Source organism: Pantoea stewartii (assembly GCF_011044475.1).
Taxonomy (GTDB): Bacteria; Pseudomonadota; Gammaproteobacteria; order Enterobacterales; family Enterobacteriaceae; genus Pantoea; species Pantoea stewartii.
Genome location: NZ_CP049115.1, coordinates 310,892 through 327,490 on the forward strand (window position 1 = coordinate 310,892; position 16,599 = coordinate 327,490).

Here is a 16,599-nt window from a genome sequence, read left to right on the forward strand (position 1 = left end):
AACCTCGGGTTATTGAGCGGCGGTAGCGGCCATATCGACAGTTTTGGCCGTCACCGGCATTCCGGGCATAAACACTTTTTGCAGTCCGGCAACGATGACCCGGTCGCCCGCCTGCAAACCGGCCTCGACGATACGCAGTCCGTCAGCCATGGCACCAGGCTTAATGTCGCGGCGCTGCGCTTTCCCCTGAGCATCAACGATATAAACATATTTGCGATCCTGGTCGGTCAGCACGGCTTTATCGTCAATTAACAGGGCGTTGAAGGTTGCACGACCCGGCAGGCGAACGCGCGCAAAGAGGCCAGGCGTAAAGATACGCTGATGGTTATCCAGCTGCGCACGCATGCGAATGGTGCCGGTGCTGGCGTTGAGTTGGTTATCCAGGAAGTCGACGTTACCCCGGTGCGGGTAACCCTGTTCGCCTGCCAGCGCAATCTCGACGGGCAGGGCATGACGTTGCTGGCCCTGACGCGCCATGGCCTGGTAGTGCAGGAAGGTAGTTTCATCGACGTCGAAATAGACCACCATCTTGTCTTGTGAAACCAGCGTCGTCAGAACGCTGGCGCTGTCCCCGGCGGTTACCAGGTTTCCTGCGGTGATCATGGCCCGGCTAGCGCGGCCGTCAATGGGTGCCGTGACGCGGGTAAAATCCAGATTCAGCTGGGCCATGGCGACAGCCGACTCGGCGGCCTGCACATCGGCCTGCGCCTGGCTGGCGCTGGCGCGTCGCTGCTCCCACATCTCACGTGATACCGCCTGAGTACCGAGCAGTTTTTCTGTGCGCGCCGATTCACTGCGGGTCAGGCTGGCCTGACTCCGCGCACGCGCCAGCGAGGCTCTCGCCTGATCCAGTGCGGTGCGGTAGCTACGGTCGTCAATGGTGAACAGGACCTGACCCTTTTTCACCTCATCCCCTTCATGGTAATTAACCGTGGTGATGTAGCCTGAAACCCGTGGACGCAGTTGGACGCTTTCAACCGTTTCTATGCGGCCATTAAAGCTGTCCCACTGACTGACCGGTTTTGTCACCACCACAGCCGCACTCACCTCGGGCGGCGGCGGCGGGGCGCTGTTCGCCTGACCCGTGTCACATCCACTTAACTGACTGATGACCAGTCCCATCCCCAGCAGGGTAACTCCCTGACGAACCCAGTTGCTTATCATTGTTGTGATTCCGCGATGAACAGTGAAGTAAAGCCCGCAGGCCAATATTTGCAACTTCTATGGTTGCAATTTATCGCGAGGAGTGTAGGCTTGTGTGTCTGAGAACTGCAAGAATAACTGATACACTTTATGTGCGGTCTGATGAGCGATGATTTATCGGCCAGCATCCAGCCTGACAGGGCATGAGGTAAGTCCCCATAAAATGTGCGGCATTTAATGTATTAATTAAACTTGCATTAAATGGCATTGTCAGTCACGCTTTAAGTGTAACTGCAACTGATACTAATACTGTTCGCTGTCGCGACCGGAGAAGACAAATGATGAGTAACGCTTTTATTCACGATCTGATTAACTGGATTGACAACAATATTGAAGCACGCCTCGATCTCGATACGGTTTCTGAGCGCGCGGGCTACTCAAAATGGCACCTGCAACGGATGTTTAAAGAGCACACAGGCTATCCACTGGGTGAATATATCCGTATGAAAAAATTAAAAAAATCAGCGGATCGCCTGACCAGCACCAATGAACCTATTCTGAACGTAGCCATTTCGCTAGGCTTTGACTCGCAGCAGTCGTTCAACCGCAGCTTCAAGCGTCAGTATGGTGTTGCTCCGGGTGCGTGGCGTCGTCACAGTGTGCCGTCGCAGGCTGCAATGCAGTAAACCCCGCCAGGGCCAGGTCATCTGGCCCGCGCTGTTTTATCCGCTGAGAAAACTGCTATTATCTGCATCCTGTTTTCCAGGGATGTCATCATGTCAAAAAAACTGTGGTTAGGATTAGTCCTCATCCTTATCCTCTCCTGGATAGGTCTGCGACCCTATCTGACGTCTGCACCTGCCAAAACCTCTGCCGCAGACATCGCCGCCTTAACGGATGTGCGAACCGTCGCCCGCTGGGTGCTACAGCATCAGCAATTGCCCGATTACTACATCACAAAGAAGCAGGCTCGCCGTCTGGGCTGGAATCCTGCGAAGGGCAATCTGTGTGACGTGCTCCCGGGTCGGGCGATTGGCGGCGATCGCTTTTCCAACCGCGAAAGAAAGCTACCTGAACGTTCCGATCGGCAGTGGTATGAGGCGGATGTGAACTACCGCTGTGGCCATCGTGAGGCGGATCGCCTGGTATATTCGTCAGACGGGCTGGTGTTTCTTTCCACTGACCACTATCGCAGTTTTAAGCCGGTGCAGTAACGATGTTGCGCCTACGGTTTGATCTCGGTGAGCTGGCGGATCGCGATGCCTTTTACCGGCAGTTTGCCGCGCAAAGCGACTGTTCCGGCGACTTCGGCAATAACCTGGACGCGCTCTGGGACTGGCTGACAGGTGGCATGGCCCTGCCGGCGGAGATTTATCTGCTGAATGCCGATCGACACGACGCGGATCTGGCCCCGGTTCTGGCGTTGCTGGAAGAGGCGGCGCAGTCGCTGAGTGGCGAACTGCACCTGATATACGCTTAGTTACGCAGCGGTTTGAGCAGGTCGGCTAGCGCTTCGCGCGCGCTGACCGGCAGATCGCCTCCACCGGTATAGCCGTTGTTTTCGATAATGACCGTGTTCAGGCCCACCAGCCAGTCATATATGTAGTACGCCGTGTGGTTTGCTGGCGTAGCCGACAGTTTTGTCAGTCGCTGACCGGCGCTGAAATTCACACTCGGCGCAGGCGGACGTGAGAAGATCGACTGGCCACGGTTAACCCGGCTGGCCGGACGTTCCGCTTCCGGACGCTGCAGGAAGCCCAGCCACGCGACGAAATCCCCCAATACCGTCATGGCACGCGTCACCTGACGATCGGCGCGCGACTCATGCGACATGCTCTGCGCGTCCGGTTCATGCAGGGCGGTTTGCAGCGACTGCAGGATACCGGTGCGGAAACTGGCGGTGATCAGTTCTTCTATTAACCATTCCATCGTGGCTTTGTCGATATTCAGCAGCGTGAGCAGGCTCTGATTTTCCGGCAACTGGCGCAGATGGTTCAGCCACAGGCTGAAGACCTGGCGCGGGAACTGAGTCAGGCCCTGGCCAAAGCTGGACTGCTGAGGCGCGGGCTGTTCAATTTCAGCATCGCTGAACAGGTCGAACTCAAAACCGATACCAAACTGGTTCTCCGGTGCCTGAATACTGGTGGTGGCGGCAGGAACGGATGAGCCCGACTGATTCAGCCACAGCTGACGCAGGGCTTCACGGGAAGGCTGCAACCGCTCCAGCAGTTCTCCATGCAAACCGGTGCGATGTTGCAGGCATTTCAACAAGGTATCCGCGATGTTCTGCTTGCGCGCCGCCTGATCGGGTGACGCACCGGCTTCGGTCCAGGGCTGTAGCCGACGTTCAACGACCATGTGCTGAATTTGCGCCAGTTGCGCGATAAGCTGATCGCGGCGGGCCTCTGGCTGCATCTCATCCTGTAACCATTCGGACATGCGATCCACACCGGCGCGATCCAGTGCCAGCATGGAACCCCATTGCTGACCCGGCTGGCCGACCTGACGCTGTACCGCCTCATCCACATTCACCTGCTGATGGCGCGCATCATAAGGCGTGATCGCCCAAATCAGACGCGGTTTTTCACCCGCGTCGTTTTTCGGCTGAAGGCGTTGCCATTCGCGCAGGGCGCGGCTGGCGATATCCACATCCTGACGCTGGCTGGCGGCGGTGCAGATCAGCAGCAAATCGATGCCCTGGCGGGCGGCATAGATGCCGGGGAGCAGTGTACGTTTGTGCTCCAGCAGCCGTGCGCGCAGCGCATCCTGCTGCTGCAGGCGCTGGCGTTCTTCCCGCAGCGCCGCATCACTCGGCGTACCGGGTGCAGGCAGCTCCAGCATGTCCGCTTCGTCATAGATCGCGGTGCGCGGCGTGGAACTGAGCGGAATCGTCACCTCCAGCGTCAGCAGCGCCAGTAATCCCAGCGCCACATGTTGCGGCTTGGCCAGGCGGTTTCCGTTTAACGGGCAGATCTCAATGTGCAGCGAGAGATCCTGTTCGCTGGCCGGGACGATAAGCTGTTCGGCAGGCAGCAGAGACGAATCGGTTAACAGGCTAAGCGGCCCCAGCACGCGTGTACTGTTGCGCAGTTGGTGGCGCAGATGCAGCAAGCTCCGCACCAGCTCATTCAGGGCCGGTTCGGCGGGCCAGAGCAGAGAGAACAACTGGACCCGATCGTCAACGCTCAGCCACGGGGCCAGTTCAACCGCCTGAGGCCAGAAGTGCCGATCCAGTTGTGCATCATACAAATGATGGCGGCGGCACCATGACCAGAGCGTGACCAGCGCATCGCTCTCCAGGCCAGGCAGTGGCGTCGTTAAGCGGTGACGCTGCAGACGTTGTATCACGCTGTCGATGTTTGCGGTATCGGGCTGGCTGACGCCTTCGCCACACGAAATCGCCAGGCGTAGCACCTCGGCTTCGCTCATCAGGGCCAGCTCTACCGGCCACTCCGACGACAGCGGCTCGCGCTGATGGGTAAACCGCGTCGCCGTGGCGAAATCAAGATTACCCGGGTTGATATGCTGAAAATAGTTAACCGGCTTGTCGCTTAGCGCGGTGATTAACTGTCCCTGGGCATCGGCGACCATCTCCGTTAACAACCAGGCTTTGCCTGCCTGAGACTGCCCAAACAGGGCTAAGGTGACGGGGCGGGCCACCTGCTGCGCCAGCGCCTGCGTTTGCACACGGGCCTGACGTAACTGCAGGGTCAGGGTTTCGGCTTCCAGTGCCAGACGGGGCGACTGTTCGCGGGTGTTTTCAATCCATGCCAGGCTGCCATTCAGGGCGTCCTGCAATAAACTCAGGCGTTTTGCCAGCGTTTGCGGCTGGCGGGGTTTAACCGATCTCATCGTTTACATACACTCCCGCTGTCAATCCAGTATTGCGCATTGGCATTGCCAGTGGCGGAGAGAGTATTCAGTTTGAGGCTCAGATGTTCAAGCGGAACGCGCGTACCATCGTCCAGTCGGGCTTCGCTTAACACCAACGTCTCGGGGCCAGGCGCATCCGGACCGGCTTTCACCGCCAGCTTCACGCGCAGCACGCTTTCACCTGCAACCTTGCGCGCCAGCGCGGCATCATTGAGCGTCAGGCTGTACAACGGCGACGCGGGCCAGCGTTCATTATCCAGTTGGCGGAAGCCCAGACAGACGTTGCCACGAATCCGGAAGCTGCTTTTGCGATCCAGCGAGAAAGCGGGATCGTCCAGGTCGATGTCGCTGTAGCACAGGTTCTCATCGGTCAGGGCCTGGTTTTCGTCCAGCATGCCGAGATAACGGATCGTGGAATAGGGCTCGAAATCCCCCGCGCGGAACCAGAAGCTGCTCAGGCGCAAATCCAGGGCCAGCAGGCATAACATCGCGCCCACGGCGGCCGTGGATTTCGGGTTATCGATACGACCATGTTTGTTAAACGGATACCAGTCACTGGTGTGATAGCCTTCCAACGACAAAATTCGGCTGCCCGGCAGCGGTTGCAGATGACGCACCAGCGCCTGAATGCCGGGGAAGCGTGAGGGCCGTCCGGTCAGCAGCAGGACGTCACACTGATACAGTGAGACCACTTCACACATAGATCGCAGTGCCGGAATGATCGCCATGCGGTGCTGCATAAACTCGCCGTGAAGCTGCGCCATGCTGACCACCAGCGGCACCTCAAGCAGGTCAAAGCGGCTGTTGCCGCCTAATTCACGCTGGATTTCGCCATTAACAAACGCCAGCACCGCGTCTGCCGGACGCTGATCGACCAGCTCACCAAACAGCGCATTGATTTCGGCATGGCTTTCCAGGGGATCCCAGTTCTCGTAACGTTCAAGCACCGCCTGCGCCAGGGGAATAAACACCTGCAACGTGGCTTGCTGCCGCAGCGTCGCCTGACCGTCCATCCGGCTGTCGTGGCCAAACAGTTTGTTGATCAGCGGTTCGGCCAGCGTCAGGCCGGCTTTCTGCAGGCTCTGTTGCAGGGCCGGCAAAACCCACAGCTGAATCACATCCAGTAATATATCGTCGCCTGCCACCTTAAAGCCTTCACGGAACAGCAGACGCGGCGTAATTTTGACGTTATTGCCCTGGCCGTCATCGAGACGGTACTGGGTAATCGCCAGGTCGGTGGTGCCGCCGCCAATGTCGATAGAGGCAATGCGCAGGCTCTTGCCGGGCTGCTCATCGGCTTCACGCGGACGATCCGGACGCGCCATGCTGCTGAAGAAGTCTTCTGCGCGGCCGGCAAAGTTCACCTGGGTTTCGTTAAACAGCCACACCATCTGACCGCAGGTGGCTTCATCCCACTCCATCTGTACGTCCGGCACGGGTTTACTGCTTTGCGCCTGCGTCTCCGCCGTAAATTCCTCGTCGGCCGGATGCCAGCCTTCGGCTTTCCACACCAGCGCAATCGCTTCCTGCATGCGACGACGAAAGATTTCACGTTCAGGTTTTGGCATGGCGGACGGAAGCGTCAGAATCACATGACGCAGCTGGCGCGGTGCATGACTTTGCGGCATGCGCTGACGCTGTGCCGCGCTGTTCATTTGCATCAGTGCCTGGGCCAGCAGCTCACACAGCATAAACGTCATGAGTGAACTGCGGCTGTAGTGAGCGGAGAACACCGGCAGGCGTTCATCCAGCGGCAGCGCATACAGCGGCTGACCTTCGTCATTCATCAGTGAGGTGAAAGGGGCGGCGCAGGCCTGCGGTTCACCTTGCGGGCTCTGCTGATTGAAGCGCCAGCCCGGCTGATAGCGCGCTTCGTCCCACAGGTAACGCCGCGGGCTGGACAGCCCGGTGCTGCCTTCCAGGCCGGCACGCTGCAAGGCCAGGCGGCTGGCTTCGCGTCCGACGCGGGTCAGTGAAGGCCACATAAAGGCCTGCTCACGGCCGCTTTCCAGCGAAAAGTTGGCTTTACCAAAACGCGCTTCGGCAAATTCCAGCCGACTGTCGAACAGCTCGTTATACACACGATGTGGTTGAGACAGATCGCGCATCTGCAGCTCGTAGGTCTGCTTCAGGCCGTTGCTCTCTTCCGGATGGTCTTCCACCAGAATACCGCAGGTGTGCGAGTTGCCGACGTCAAGAATGATATCCACGTTGACGGCTGGCGTTTGCAGCGTTGCGGCCTGGATGTGAATCTCCGTGAGGTTAAGCTGCTCGCCCAGCAATTCCAGCAGGTTGAGGTAGTGCGCCTGATATTCAAACTCACGTAGCGCCTGGCTGATGGCCTGTTCACGGCGATCGGACACGCGGTCGGTGAAGGATTCGCGCAGCCAGCCATCTACCCAGGTGTGATCAAGAAATTCCCCCAGCTCGTAGTTGTGCCAGGCCAGGGCAAAGGTAACGCCGTTCTGTGCGTCGGATGGCGTCAGTCCCAACTGTTCGCCGCCATCTTCTTCCGCCACGCAGCGCGTATCAAACGCCAGCGTAACGCGGTGCGTGTTGCCTGCGCTGTCAGGTTTCTCCAGCGCCACTAACCGCATGCGCGCCCAGTTTTCCGGGCCGCCGATAAAGCGACGACCTGAGGCGCAACGCAGCATTGGCAGCGGCAGCCAGCAGGCTTCCAGTAAGGTCAGGGAGTCGGACAGCGCGATATCGGTTTCGGGACGCACGACTTCCGGTGCGCCACCGTCCTGCGGGTAAAGTAAAAATTTACCGCTGTTACCGTCCATATTCAGACGCAGTAACGGGCCATTTGCGGTCTGGCGCACAAACTGACGGCGCGCCTGGGTTGCGGAGAGTTGCAGACCAAAATCCAGGAACTGCACGCCGCTGTTCTCAATCAGAGAAATTTTTTGCTTATCATCGATCAGGGGAGCCAACATAGTTACTTACTCTCACGCTTAATCGTAATGGGATACACACGATCCCCGGTGTATTGCGCTTCGCAGGCGGCGGCGCCAATGCTGGAATGACACACTAACATCGGCATACGGTAACGCGATTTGTCCGCGCACCGGGCGGTAAAGCGGCTTTCTATCACCATGTTACCCGCGCTGGTCATCGCCGCCGTGACATCGGCCTTACAGGTGGTGTTCCCCTGGTTGATCTGTACGCTGCCCTTGCCATTGTTAAACTGGAAGTGCATGACAGGGGGTTTACCGGTTGGCGTTTTGATGTTTTCGATCTCCACGCGCCAGCGTCCGTCAATCACCTGAACCTGACCATCACGGACGGCATCCGGTGTCACCACCAGATCGTCGGGTTTCGCGGGCACCGCAGGCGCAACCACGTTGGAAAGCGTCGCAGACGGTGCCGCTGCAGGCACAGGCGCAGCGCTGGCGGCGGTTTGCGCACCCGCTACCACGGCGGCCGGTTTCTGCGGCAAAGTGTCAGCCAGTTTTTCAGCCGGCACCATGGCTGCCGGCCTGATAGCGGCAACAGGGGCGGTATTTTGGGCGACCCGGGCGGACGGCGTGACGGGCTCCGATTGCGGCATATGCAGGATAACCGCCGTCGCGGCCGCTGCGGCAACGGCCAGCGTCGGAATCAGATACCACAGACGGAAAGCCGGACGACGCGCGGCCTGAGCGGGCACAGGCTCTGGTACAGGTTCCGGCTCAGGCGCGGGCACCTCTGCGACCGGCGGTACCACCGCGGCGGTTTCGGGCACCACCACCGGTTCGGGCGCAGGCGGCACAACAGGCTCGGGTGGCAGTTCGACCAGCGAAGCAGGCAGCGACTCCTCCAGGCTTTCACGCAGGCAGGCGAGTGCATCATCACGGTTGCGCTCCTGCGCATCCACAAATCCCCAAAAGGTGATGACAGGTTTACCGTTCACCAGATAAACATATTGCTGATTAGGGAATTGCAGGCTCTTGCCGAGTAGCGCGCCAAACAGGCGCATCGCCGGATTGGCAGCCTCGCGGGCGCGGGCGCTAATGGCTTGCAGATCCTGCTGGCAGGCGGTGAGATGTTGCAACGCCTGACGGCGTTCATAATCGCTCGCGGCCATCCAGGATTTGACTTTGCCGGAAAAAGGGGCGTACCAGTCAAGCCGGTCGCCACGTTCATTGGTTTGCGGAATCGCCAGGCAGTCTGCCAGTGCGCTTTGGCGGCGCAAACGCAGGGTCTCACGGATTTGCAGGGCGGACGTAAATACCGGCTGGCCGTTCTCACCTAAAGCCAGAACCGCATCCAGATTGCCGCTGCGCAGAAAAGTTTTTGCCACCTGTTAGGCCCTTATCGGTCGTTGTCTGAGGCAGAAGATCGCGTGTTATCGTCAATTACGGTGATTTTACGTGGGGCAATGGCAAATCAAACCGCAGAAAAAGAGGTCAAATGCGTGGTTTTTTCGCCCGCTGCCGGGAAAATAACCAATGCCCAGATGATGTTACGCTGTTTTACGTTTTAATAACAGATGCGCGATAACGCCACCCACTAATCCCCAAAACGCCGACCCGATCCCTAAAAGCGTCACGCCCGACGCCGTGATTAAAAAAGCCAACAGCGCGCTGTCGCGGTCAGCAGGCTCTGCCAGTGCCCGTTGCAGACTGCCGCCCAGGGTCGTCACCAGCGCCAGGCCCGCCACTACGTGCACCATTACAGCCGGCAGTGCGCTGAACAGCACCGCAATCAGCGCACCGGACACGCCAGCCAACAGATAACATCCGCCGGCCACTGCCGCGGCAATCCAGCGACGACGGGGATCGGGATCGACCTCTTCGCCCATACAAATCGCTGCCGTAATGGCCGCCACACACACCGAAAATCCGCCGAACGGCGACAGAACCAACGCCAGTAATCCGGTCCAGCTCATGAGCCCGGACACCGACGGACGATAGCCGTGTGCCTGTAGGGTGGCGACGCCGGGCGCATTTTGTGACGCCATGGTGACTAAAAAATAGGGTAGACCAATACCGATAAGCGTGTGCAGTGAAAACGACGGCCAGACAGGCGCAGGAAGGCTGAAACGGGCAGCCTGCGCCGGAAAATGAAGACTGTTCTGGGTTACCGCCAGGGTAACACCGACCAGAAGCGTGATCAGAATGGCATAACGGGCAAACCAGCGGCGCGCCAGTAACCAGCTCATACACATCGTGGCGGCGAGGGGAAAGTTCACGGCGAAGTCGCTAAACGTCTGCAAGCCAAAGCGCAGTAAAATGCCCGCCAGCATGGCAGCCGCCAGCGACGCCGGGATGTGATTCATCAGGCGGGCAAACAGGCCCGTGACCCCGCATAACACAATCAGGACATTGGCAAAAACAAATACGCCCACGGCCTCATTGAGAGACGTGCCCGGCAGGCTGGTGGCCAGCAAGGCCGCCCCCGGCGTGGACCAGGCGGCCAGCACCGGCATGCGGTAAGCCAGGGAAAGCCCCGTTGAGGCGATTCCCATTGCGATGCCAATGACGGAGAACCAGCCTGCGATCAGCGCAGGCGGCGCACCAGCCGCCTGGGCGGCCTGATAAACAATCGCACCTGTGCTGCTGTAGCCGACCAGCACGGCGACAAAGCCTGACACCACCATAGGCAGGGTAACGGGAAACGGCGGATGGCGCAGTGACATAGTCTCTTCCTCTTGTGCGTTATAGCGCACATCGTCGCATAGTGCGCTATAACGCACAAGTGCTACACTGATGCGCTTATGCAGGAGACAATATGGAAAATTTGCATCACTATCTTGGCGAGGCGCTGAAACAACTGAGGCAAGCCAATGGCTGGAGCCTTACGTTAACCGCCGAGAAAACAGGCGTCAGTAAGGCGATGCTGGGGCAAATTGAACGCGGCGAGTCCAGCCCGACGATTGCCACCCTGTGGAAAATCGCCACCGGCTTTAATGTCCCGTTCTCGTTTTTTGTTCATCAGTTGCCCATCGCCGAAGGGGAAGTGGCCCGTTATCGCCAGCACAATGCGCAGATGGCGGTGACGCCGTTGTTACCTTATGACGATCGGCTACGCTTTGATTTGCTTGCCGTTGAGCTGGCACCAGGCGCGCAGAGTGATTCTGCCGCGCATGAAAAAGGCGTGATCGAGCAGGTGGTGGTGCTGGAAGGCGAGCTGTTGCTGGGCATTGCTGATACCTGGCGGCGGCTGAAGCGGGACGAGGCCTTTCAGTTCCGCGCGGACGTGGCCCACAGTTATCGCAATCCGCTGGATACGCGCCTGCGCTTTCACAGCCTGATTCACTATGTCGAGCGACGCTGAGCACCGGATCGGGTTTGCCCATTAATCAGCCTGACTTACAAATTGAAACGACCCGCGCCTGTTCAGCGCTGCCCGGCACGCTATAATTGCCTCCCCCTGTATGGCGCGCCTGTTCGGGCACTGGCGGCGAACCGGCGGTGCGTAGCGGCATCAGCCTGCGCCATACTTCTTATACTGTTTCCAGAGGACTCACCATGGCTTTAACCACACTTGATGCGAAAACCGCTCTGATTGTTATCGATCTGCAAGAGGGGATTGTTGCGCTGCCGGTTGTGCATGAGCCACAGCCGGTTATTGAACGCTGCGCAGCCCTGGCGGCCGCCTTTCGTGAAAAAGACCTGCCTGTCGTGATTGTGAATGTCGCGGGCGGCGCACCGGGCCGAACCGAATCCCCCCGGCATCAGGGCGAATTACCGGCAAACTGGGCCACACTGGTACCGGCGATGACACCGCAACACAACGATATCACCGTCACTAAGCACACCTGGGGCGCGTTTAATCAAACCACGCTTCATGATCAGCTACAAAAACGCGGTATTACGCAGGTGGTGATCTGCGGTATTGCCACCAGTATCGGCGTAGAGTCGACGGCACGTCAGGCTTACGAATTAGGTTACAACGTCACGTTAGCGGTCGATGCGATGACGGATTTAAATAGCGATACGCACGAAAACAGCATTGAACGCATTTTTCCTCGCCTGGGGGAAACCGGCAGTTGTGACGATGTGCGTGCAAAACTTAACGCCCTGTAAGGGTTAAGCGACTTGCCAGGGGATGAGCAGCATCATGCTCATTCCCTGGACGTCTTTCGGCTGATGTGTCACCAGAATCAGATCAGGCTGCATCGCCGTCGCTGCAATCAACGCATGGGTGTCAGCACGTCGAACGGGCACATACAGCCGTGCGCAGTTGCGTGCAATCCTGCCAGCGTCCGCTCATGATACACCGCCAGCACCTGGGTCTGGTACGCGTGGCGTAAGCGCTGCGCCTGTTCACTGTCCCGCATTGCCAGGCGCGCGACACCGCGTCTGGTTTCCAGCCATGTCAGGGCCGAAATAAAGGTCCTGTCAGCCTCAGCACCCTCGGCCCACACGAGAACGCAGGGATCCATTCGCGGCGTCCCGCAAAATTATCCCGGCATGTAACAACGTCATGCCTGAAAAATAAGGGAAAGAGCGAGTCAGCGGCCACGAAGCACCTGCGCAGCCGCCTGCGTTTACTGGAACTGTCAGGCCAACGCTGTAGTTGCGTCCCGGAGCAGATTCGTAATAACGGCCATTGCTTTCGTTGACGATGACTGAGCCCATATAGTCAACCAGATTATCGACCCGGCCAACCAGATCCTGTGTTTATGCATCAACCAGCCATTTTTAGCCGCTGTTTACCACCGTTACGGCATACGAAGGTGCACGCACTGTGTTGCTGTCATCTGCGGCAATATTGCTCATATAACGCCATTCCGCGACCGCATAAAAGCCCTGTTCAGGGGCTGATTCTAAGCCGGTATCGACCCGGTTGCGCACGATACCGGGCATCCGCTTGCCGTCGCAGTCAGCGGCAGAGAAAAGATGGCAGGCAGCACAAAAAACGGCAGGCTTTACCGGCGTAATCGCTTAATATCCCTCTGTATTTGGCCTGAAAGCGGCTATCCAGGGGATGTCGCCAGCCCGATGCGGGTCGAACGCCATGACGACTGGCGGCAGGTCGCAGTATAGGGAGATAAACGAACCCACGGGCACAATCGCCCTTATGTTAATGGTTTTGTCTGTTGTCTGGAAAAACGTAAATGTTCAGCCGATGGATGTAACCGTGAGACGGGCATCCTGGGTAGATCTCTCCCGCGTTTGGCCCGGTTGCGGGCCGAACGACAGGCGGCGTTGTCAGTAACTGGTTTGGGAAGCCACAGCGGACGTTAACGGAAGGACGAGGTAACCGATGCTACCTTTTATCTTACGCCAACCCGTATGAGCAACACGGGCCTGACTATTCACTACAAGGAAATCAGCATGAACGTAGCGGTTTTAGGATTGGGTGCCATGGGGCACGCCTTTGCAGCGAATTTACTGAAAAAAGGGTTTGAGGTTCACGGCTGGAACCGCACGCGCGCACGGGGCGAAGACCTGGTTGACGCCGGGCTGAACCTTGCGGATTCGGCATCTGAAGCGGTAAGCGAGGCTGATGTCGTGATTGCGATGTTATCCGATGGCGAAACGACAGCGCAGGTGCTGCATGAGGTGAACGCGGCTCTGAAGCAGGGCGCCACGCTGTGTCAGATGGGGACCATTGGCGTTGAAAATACCGATGCGCTGATCGCCTTCTTTGCTCAAACGCGCCCGGATGTGGTGTTTATCGATGCACCGGTTTCCGGCACCAAAGCGCCTGCGGAAAACGCCCAGATTCTGGTGCTGGCCAGCGGCGACCGCTCGCGTGCCCAGGCTGCTGAAGCGGTGTTTGCCGCGATAGGTAAAGGCACGCAGTGGCTGGGCGAGGCGGGCAAAAGTTCGCGTATGAAACTGGTGATCAACAGCTGGTTAATCGGCCTGATGCAAAGTCTGGCGGAGAGCAACCGACTCGCTGAACAGTTTGGTTTTTCAACCCACGATCTGTGGCAGGTGCTGGACGGCGGTCCGCTGGCCGCGCCGTATGCCAAAATGAAGCTCGCCATGATGGAAAGCGAAGATTACACGCCGCAGATGCATCTGCAGTGGGCGCTTAAAGATGCCCGGCTGGCGCTTGAGGCGTCGGACAGCACACTGCCCGCGCTGGAAAATATCGCCCGCGTCTGGCAGCAGGCCGTGGAGGCCGGGCACGGCGAAGAGGATTTAGCGGTGATCTATAAGTACCTTAAGTCGCAATGAGTGCAACGATCAGTTTCGATTTCAGCACGCGTCCGCTGGTGCCGCTGGCGCACGATTATCCGCATGGGGCAACGGAGCCCTGGCATTTTCATCGTTGTGCGCAGTTGATTCATACCTTAAGCGGCGTGGTGCGGGTTGAAACCGAACAGGGCAGTTGGGTGGTACCGCCCAGCCGCGGCGTCTGGCTGCCAGCCATGACGCGCCATAGCTTACAGATTACCGGCGCGGTCGCGGCCCGGGTGCTGTTTGTGGACCCGCTGGCCAGGGCCGATCTGCCTGCCAGTTGCCAGGTCGTACAAATTTCGGCCCTGCTGCGGGCGCTGATCGTCAGCGCCATGGATTTACCGGTTTCCTATGCGCCCGCCAGCCGGGCGGAACGGATTTACGAGCTGATCCTGGATGAAATTCGCGGCATGGATGTGCTGCCCTTTGCCTTGCCCGTGCCCGACAGCCCGCGTTTACAGGCATTGTGCATGCAGATTCAGGCGGAGCCCGCCGGTGACTGGACGCTGGCCCGCGCCAGCGAATGGCTTAATGTGTCTGGCCGGACGCTGGCCCGTCACTTCGAACGTGAAACCGGGCTTTATTTCAGCGAGTGGGTACGCCGTGCGCGCGTGGCCATCGCCCTGACCCGGCTGGCACAGGGCGACCCGGTTCTACAGGTCGCCCTCGATCTGGGCTATGAGAGCCCCGGTGCGTTTAGTGCGATGTTTCGTCGTGTGCTCGGTGTGGCACCGACGGACTACTTTCCGGCGGCAGAAAGTGACCTGCCGCGTTGAGGAGGGCCTGCAGGGCGGCACGTGACGTATCGCTGTCGATGCTGACGCCCCATGCGCGCTCTCCCTGAAGATTGATACAACTGACATAGGCAACCGATCGGCTGTCGCTGCGTTTTCCCAGCGTGTGTTCGTGGTAATGTTCGATCGTTAACGTCAGATCGCAGGCGTGACGCAGCGCGTTGACGGCGGCGGACAACAGCCCGTTACCGCAGCCTGTCAACGGGAGAAGGTGGTCGTGATGGCGGACGTGGGCGCGCAGGCGCGTTTGCTCGCCTTGTTCGCTTTCACTCTGGGCATCCATCAGACGCAGCGTGGGCCGATCAATCTGGTAGTGACGACAGAACAGTTGCCAGACCGCGTGCTGCGTCATTTCTTTTCCGTGGGCATCGGTTTCCTGTTGTACACACCGACTGAAATCCTGCTGAAGGGCGCGCGGCAGTTGCAGACCGTGGTTCTGCTCCAGCAGCCAGGCCGCACCACTTTTCCCCGACTGGCTGTTAACCCGAATCACCGCTTCATAACTGCTGCCGATATCCGCCGGGTCGAGGGGCAAATAGGGCATCTGCCACACGGTTTCCTGCTGCTGTGCGCGCCAGGTAAACCCCTTTTTGATTGCATCCTGATGCGAACCGGAAAACGCGGTGAACACCAGTTCGCCGGCATAGGGATGACGCGGATGGACGGGCAGTTTATTGCAGGCGGTGACGACCTCAATCACACGGGCCATGTCACTGAAATCCAGTCCGGGAGCAACGCCCTGGGTATAAAGGTTTAACGCCAGCGTCACCAGATCCACATTCCCCGTGCGCTCTCCGTTACCCAACAGGCAGCCTTCAATGCGGTCCGCACCGGCTAACAGCGCCAGTTCCGCGCAGGCAACGCCCGTGCCGCGATCGTTATGCGGATGAACGCTAATGCACACTGCCTGTCGACGACTAAAGTGACGGCAGAAAAATTCAATCTGATCGGCATACACATTGGGCGTGTTAACTTCAACCGTGGCGGGTAAGTTGATGATCATGGGGCGCTCAGGCCCGGGTTCCCAGACGGCGGCCACCGCTTCACAAATGTCGAGGGCAAACGCTGGCTCGGTAAAGCAGAAGGTTTCCGGCGAGTATTCAAAGGTCCACAGTGTCTCGGGTGCGGCCTCGCAGGCGGCCCGGATTTGCCGCGCGCTGTCGGTAGCCAGCGCCACAATCTGCGCTTTACTCTGGTTAAATACACGTTCCCGGAACAGCGGTGCGGTGGCATTGTACAAATGGATAATGGCGCGCGGTGCGCCTTTCAGGGCGCAGAAGGTCGTCTCAATCAGATCGTGGCGCGCGGGGGCTAAAACCTGCACCGTCACGTCTTCAGGAATGCGCTGCTGTTCAATCAAATCCCGTACGAAGTCAAAGTCGGTTTGTGAGGCTGACGGGAAGGCGACTTCGATTTCTTTGGCCCCGCAGTCCAGCAATAATTGCCAGAACTGCAGCTTTTGCGCGCGACTCATCGGTTCAGCCAGCGCCTGATTGCCATCCCGCAGGTCGGTAGACAGCCAGCGCGGCGCACGGCTGATTGACCGCGAAGGCCACTGACGGTCAGGCAGGTCAACCAGGGGGAAAGGGCGGTATTTCTCGGCGGGATTCGTTAACATTGCGTTCTCCTTTTCGGTGTCAGCTCAGTGTGGCGAAAGCGCAGCCATG

Annotated in this window: 14 protein-coding genes and 1 pseudogene; 7 read left to right on the plus strand and 8 right to left on the minus strand. The window is 58.7% G+C overall.

Annotation, left to right across the window (positions count from 1 at the left end):
* Positions 1 to 9 precede the first annotated feature (9 nt).
* Positions 10 to 1,122, minus strand: a complete 1,113-nt coding sequence (locus G5574_RS01400) for an efflux RND transporter periplasmic adaptor subunit (RefSeq protein ID WP_369974374.1) — start codon at positions 1,120 to 1,122, stop codon at positions 10 to 12.
* A 359-nt stretch (positions 1,123 to 1,481) separates the two neighbouring features.
* Between G5574_RS01400 and G5574_RS01405 the strand changes: the two genes are divergently transcribed.
* The 3 genes from G5574_RS01405 to G5574_RS01415 all read left to right on the plus strand — a co-directional run bounded on the left by G5574_RS01405 (position 1,482) and on the right by G5574_RS01415 (position 2,623).
* Complete coding sequence (locus G5574_RS01405) at positions 1,482 to 1,829, plus strand: helix-turn-helix domain-containing protein (RefSeq protein WP_006119087.1); 348 nt, start codon at positions 1,482 to 1,484, stop codon at positions 1,827 to 1,829.
* Positions 1,830 to 1,919: 90 nt separating this feature from the next.
* On the plus strand, positions 1,920 to 2,357 hold the full coding sequence (locus G5574_RS01410) for a ribonuclease domain-containing protein (RefSeq protein WP_006119088.1): 438 nt from the start codon (positions 1,920 to 1,922) through the stop codon (positions 2,355 to 2,357).
* A 2-nt stretch (positions 2,358 to 2,359) separates the two neighbouring features.
* Complete coding sequence (locus G5574_RS01415; RefSeq protein ID WP_164481899.1) at positions 2,360 to 2,623, plus strand: barstar family protein; 264 nt, start codon at positions 2,360 to 2,362, stop codon at positions 2,621 to 2,623.
* Here the strand turns inward: G5574_RS01415 and G5574_RS01420 are convergent.
* From G5574_RS01420 to G5574_RS01435, 4 genes are all read right to left on the minus strand, one after another.
* The gene (locus tag G5574_RS01420; protein WP_058701953.1) at positions 2,620 to 4,995 is read right to left on the minus strand and encodes a virulence factor SrfC family protein; all 2,376 of its coding nucleotides are present in this window, start codon (positions 4,993 to 4,995) and stop codon (positions 2,620 to 2,622) included. The genes G5574_RS01415 and G5574_RS01420 overlap by 4 nt on opposite strands.
* Complete coding sequence (locus G5574_RS01425) at positions 4,992 to 7,955, minus strand: virulence factor SrfB (protein WP_039340438.1); 2,964 nt, start codon at positions 7,953 to 7,955, stop codon at positions 4,992 to 4,994. Before G5574_RS01425 ends, G5574_RS01420 begins: the two co-directional genes overlap by 4 nt.
* A 2-nt stretch (positions 7,956 to 7,957) precedes the next feature.
* Entirely contained in the window at positions 7,958 to 9,301 is a 1,344-nt protein-coding gene (locus tag G5574_RS01430) for an SrfA family protein (RefSeq protein WP_164481900.1), read from the minus strand.
* A gap of 162 nt (positions 9,302 to 9,463) precedes the next feature.
* A complete protein-coding gene (locus G5574_RS01435; RefSeq protein WP_164481901.1) occupies positions 9,464 to 10,639 on the minus strand; it encodes a benzoate/H(+) symporter BenE family transporter in 1,176 nt (391 codons plus the stop codon).
* Between the two features lie 92 nt (positions 10,640 to 10,731).
* Here G5574_RS01435 and G5574_RS01440 point away from each other — a divergent pair, with 92 nt between their 5' ends.
* Complete coding sequence (locus G5574_RS01440) at positions 10,732 to 11,277, plus strand: helix-turn-helix domain-containing protein (protein ID WP_033741332.1); 546 nt, start codon at positions 10,732 to 10,734, stop codon at positions 11,275 to 11,277.
* Between the two features lie 194 nt (positions 11,278 to 11,471).
* Positions 11,472 to 12,029 (plus strand): isochorismatase family protein, encoded by a 558-nt coding sequence (locus G5574_RS01445; protein WP_164481902.1) that lies wholly within the window; start codon positions 11,472 to 11,474, stop codon positions 12,027 to 12,029.
* 107 nt (positions 12,030 to 12,136) lie between these two features.
* Here G5574_RS01445 and G5574_RS01450 read toward each other — a convergent pair whose 3' ends face one another.
* Both G5574_RS01450 and G5574_RS01455 read right to left on the minus strand, forming a co-directional pair.
* A complete protein-coding gene (locus G5574_RS01450; protein WP_164481903.1) occupies positions 12,137 to 12,388 on the minus strand; it encodes a PIN domain-containing protein in 252 nt (83 codons plus the stop codon).
* A gap of 112 nt (positions 12,389 to 12,500) precedes the next feature.
* Positions 12,501 to 12,827 (minus strand): annotated as a pseudogene (locus G5574_RS01455) (TonB-dependent siderophore receptor); the annotation flags it as partial.
* Between the two features lie 456 nt (positions 12,828 to 13,283).
* On the opposite strand from G5574_RS01455, the gene G5574_RS01460 reads away from it, so the two are divergent.
* Positions 13,284 to 14,135 carry an NAD(P)-dependent oxidoreductase gene (locus G5574_RS01460; protein WP_039340431.1) on the plus strand — a complete coding sequence of 284 codons (852 nt, stop codon included), beginning with the start codon at positions 13,284 to 13,286 and terminating at the stop codon, positions 14,133 to 14,135.
* Positions 14,132 to 14,914 carry an AraC family transcriptional regulator gene (locus tag G5574_RS01465; protein WP_110267533.1) on the plus strand — a complete coding sequence of 261 codons (783 nt, stop codon included), beginning with the start codon at positions 14,132 to 14,134 and terminating at the stop codon, positions 14,912 to 14,914. The genes G5574_RS01460 and G5574_RS01465 overlap by 4 nt, the downstream gene beginning before the upstream one ends.
* Here G5574_RS01465 and leuA read toward each other — a convergent pair.
* Positions 14,835 to 16,550 (minus strand): 2-isopropylmalate synthase, encoded by a 1,716-nt coding sequence (gene leuA / locus G5574_RS01470; RefSeq protein WP_164481904.1) that lies wholly within the window; start codon positions 16,548 to 16,550, stop codon positions 14,835 to 14,837. The genes G5574_RS01465 and leuA overlap by 80 nt on opposite strands.
* Between the last annotated feature and the right edge of the window lie 49 nt (positions 16,551 to 16,599).

Coding starts and splice junctions, on each gene's coding strand:
- G5574_RS01400 (WP_369974374.1), bottom strand. CDS start 1,122: ATGGGACTGGTCATCAGTCAGTTAAGTGGATGTGACACGGGTCAGGCG.
- G5574_RS01405 (WP_006119087.1), top strand. CDS start 1,482: ATGATGAGTAACGCTTTTATTCACGATCTGATTAACTGGATTGACAAC.
- G5574_RS01410 (WP_006119088.1), top strand. CDS start 1,920: ATGTCAAAAAAACTGTGGTTAGGATTAGTCCTCATCCTTATCCTCTCC.
- G5574_RS01415 (WP_164481899.1), top strand. CDS start 2,360: ATGTTGCGCCTACGGTTTGATCTCGGTGAGCTGGCGGATCGCGATGCC.
- G5574_RS01420 (WP_058701953.1), bottom strand. CDS start 4,995: ATGAGATCGGTTAAACCCCGCCAGCCGCAAACGCTGGCAAAACGCCTG.
- G5574_RS01425 (WP_039340438.1), bottom strand. CDS start 7,955: ATGTTGGCTCCCCTGATCGATGATAAGCAAAAAATTTCTCTGATTGAG.
- G5574_RS01435 (WP_164481901.1), bottom strand. CDS start 10,639: ATGTCACTGCGCCATCCGCCGTTTCCCGTTACCCTGCCTATGGTGGTG.
- G5574_RS01440 (WP_033741332.1), top strand. CDS start 10,732: ATGGAAAATTTGCATCACTATCTTGGCGAGGCGCTGAAACAACTGAGG.
- G5574_RS01445 (WP_164481902.1), top strand. CDS start 11,472: ATGGCTTTAACCACACTTGATGCGAAAACCGCTCTGATTGTTATCGAT.
- G5574_RS01450 (WP_164481903.1), bottom strand. CDS start 12,388: ATGGATCCCTGCGTTCTCGTGTGGGCCGAGGGTGCTGAGGCTGACAGG.
- G5574_RS01460 (WP_039340431.1), top strand. CDS start 13,284: ATGAACGTAGCGGTTTTAGGATTGGGTGCCATGGGGCACGCCTTTGCA.
- G5574_RS01465 (WP_110267533.1), top strand. CDS start 14,132: ATGAGTGCAACGATCAGTTTCGATTTCAGCACGCGTCCGCTGGTGCCG.
- leuA (WP_164481904.1), bottom strand. CDS start 16,550: ATGTTAACGAATCCCGCCGAGAAATACCGCCCTTTCCCCCTGGTTGAC.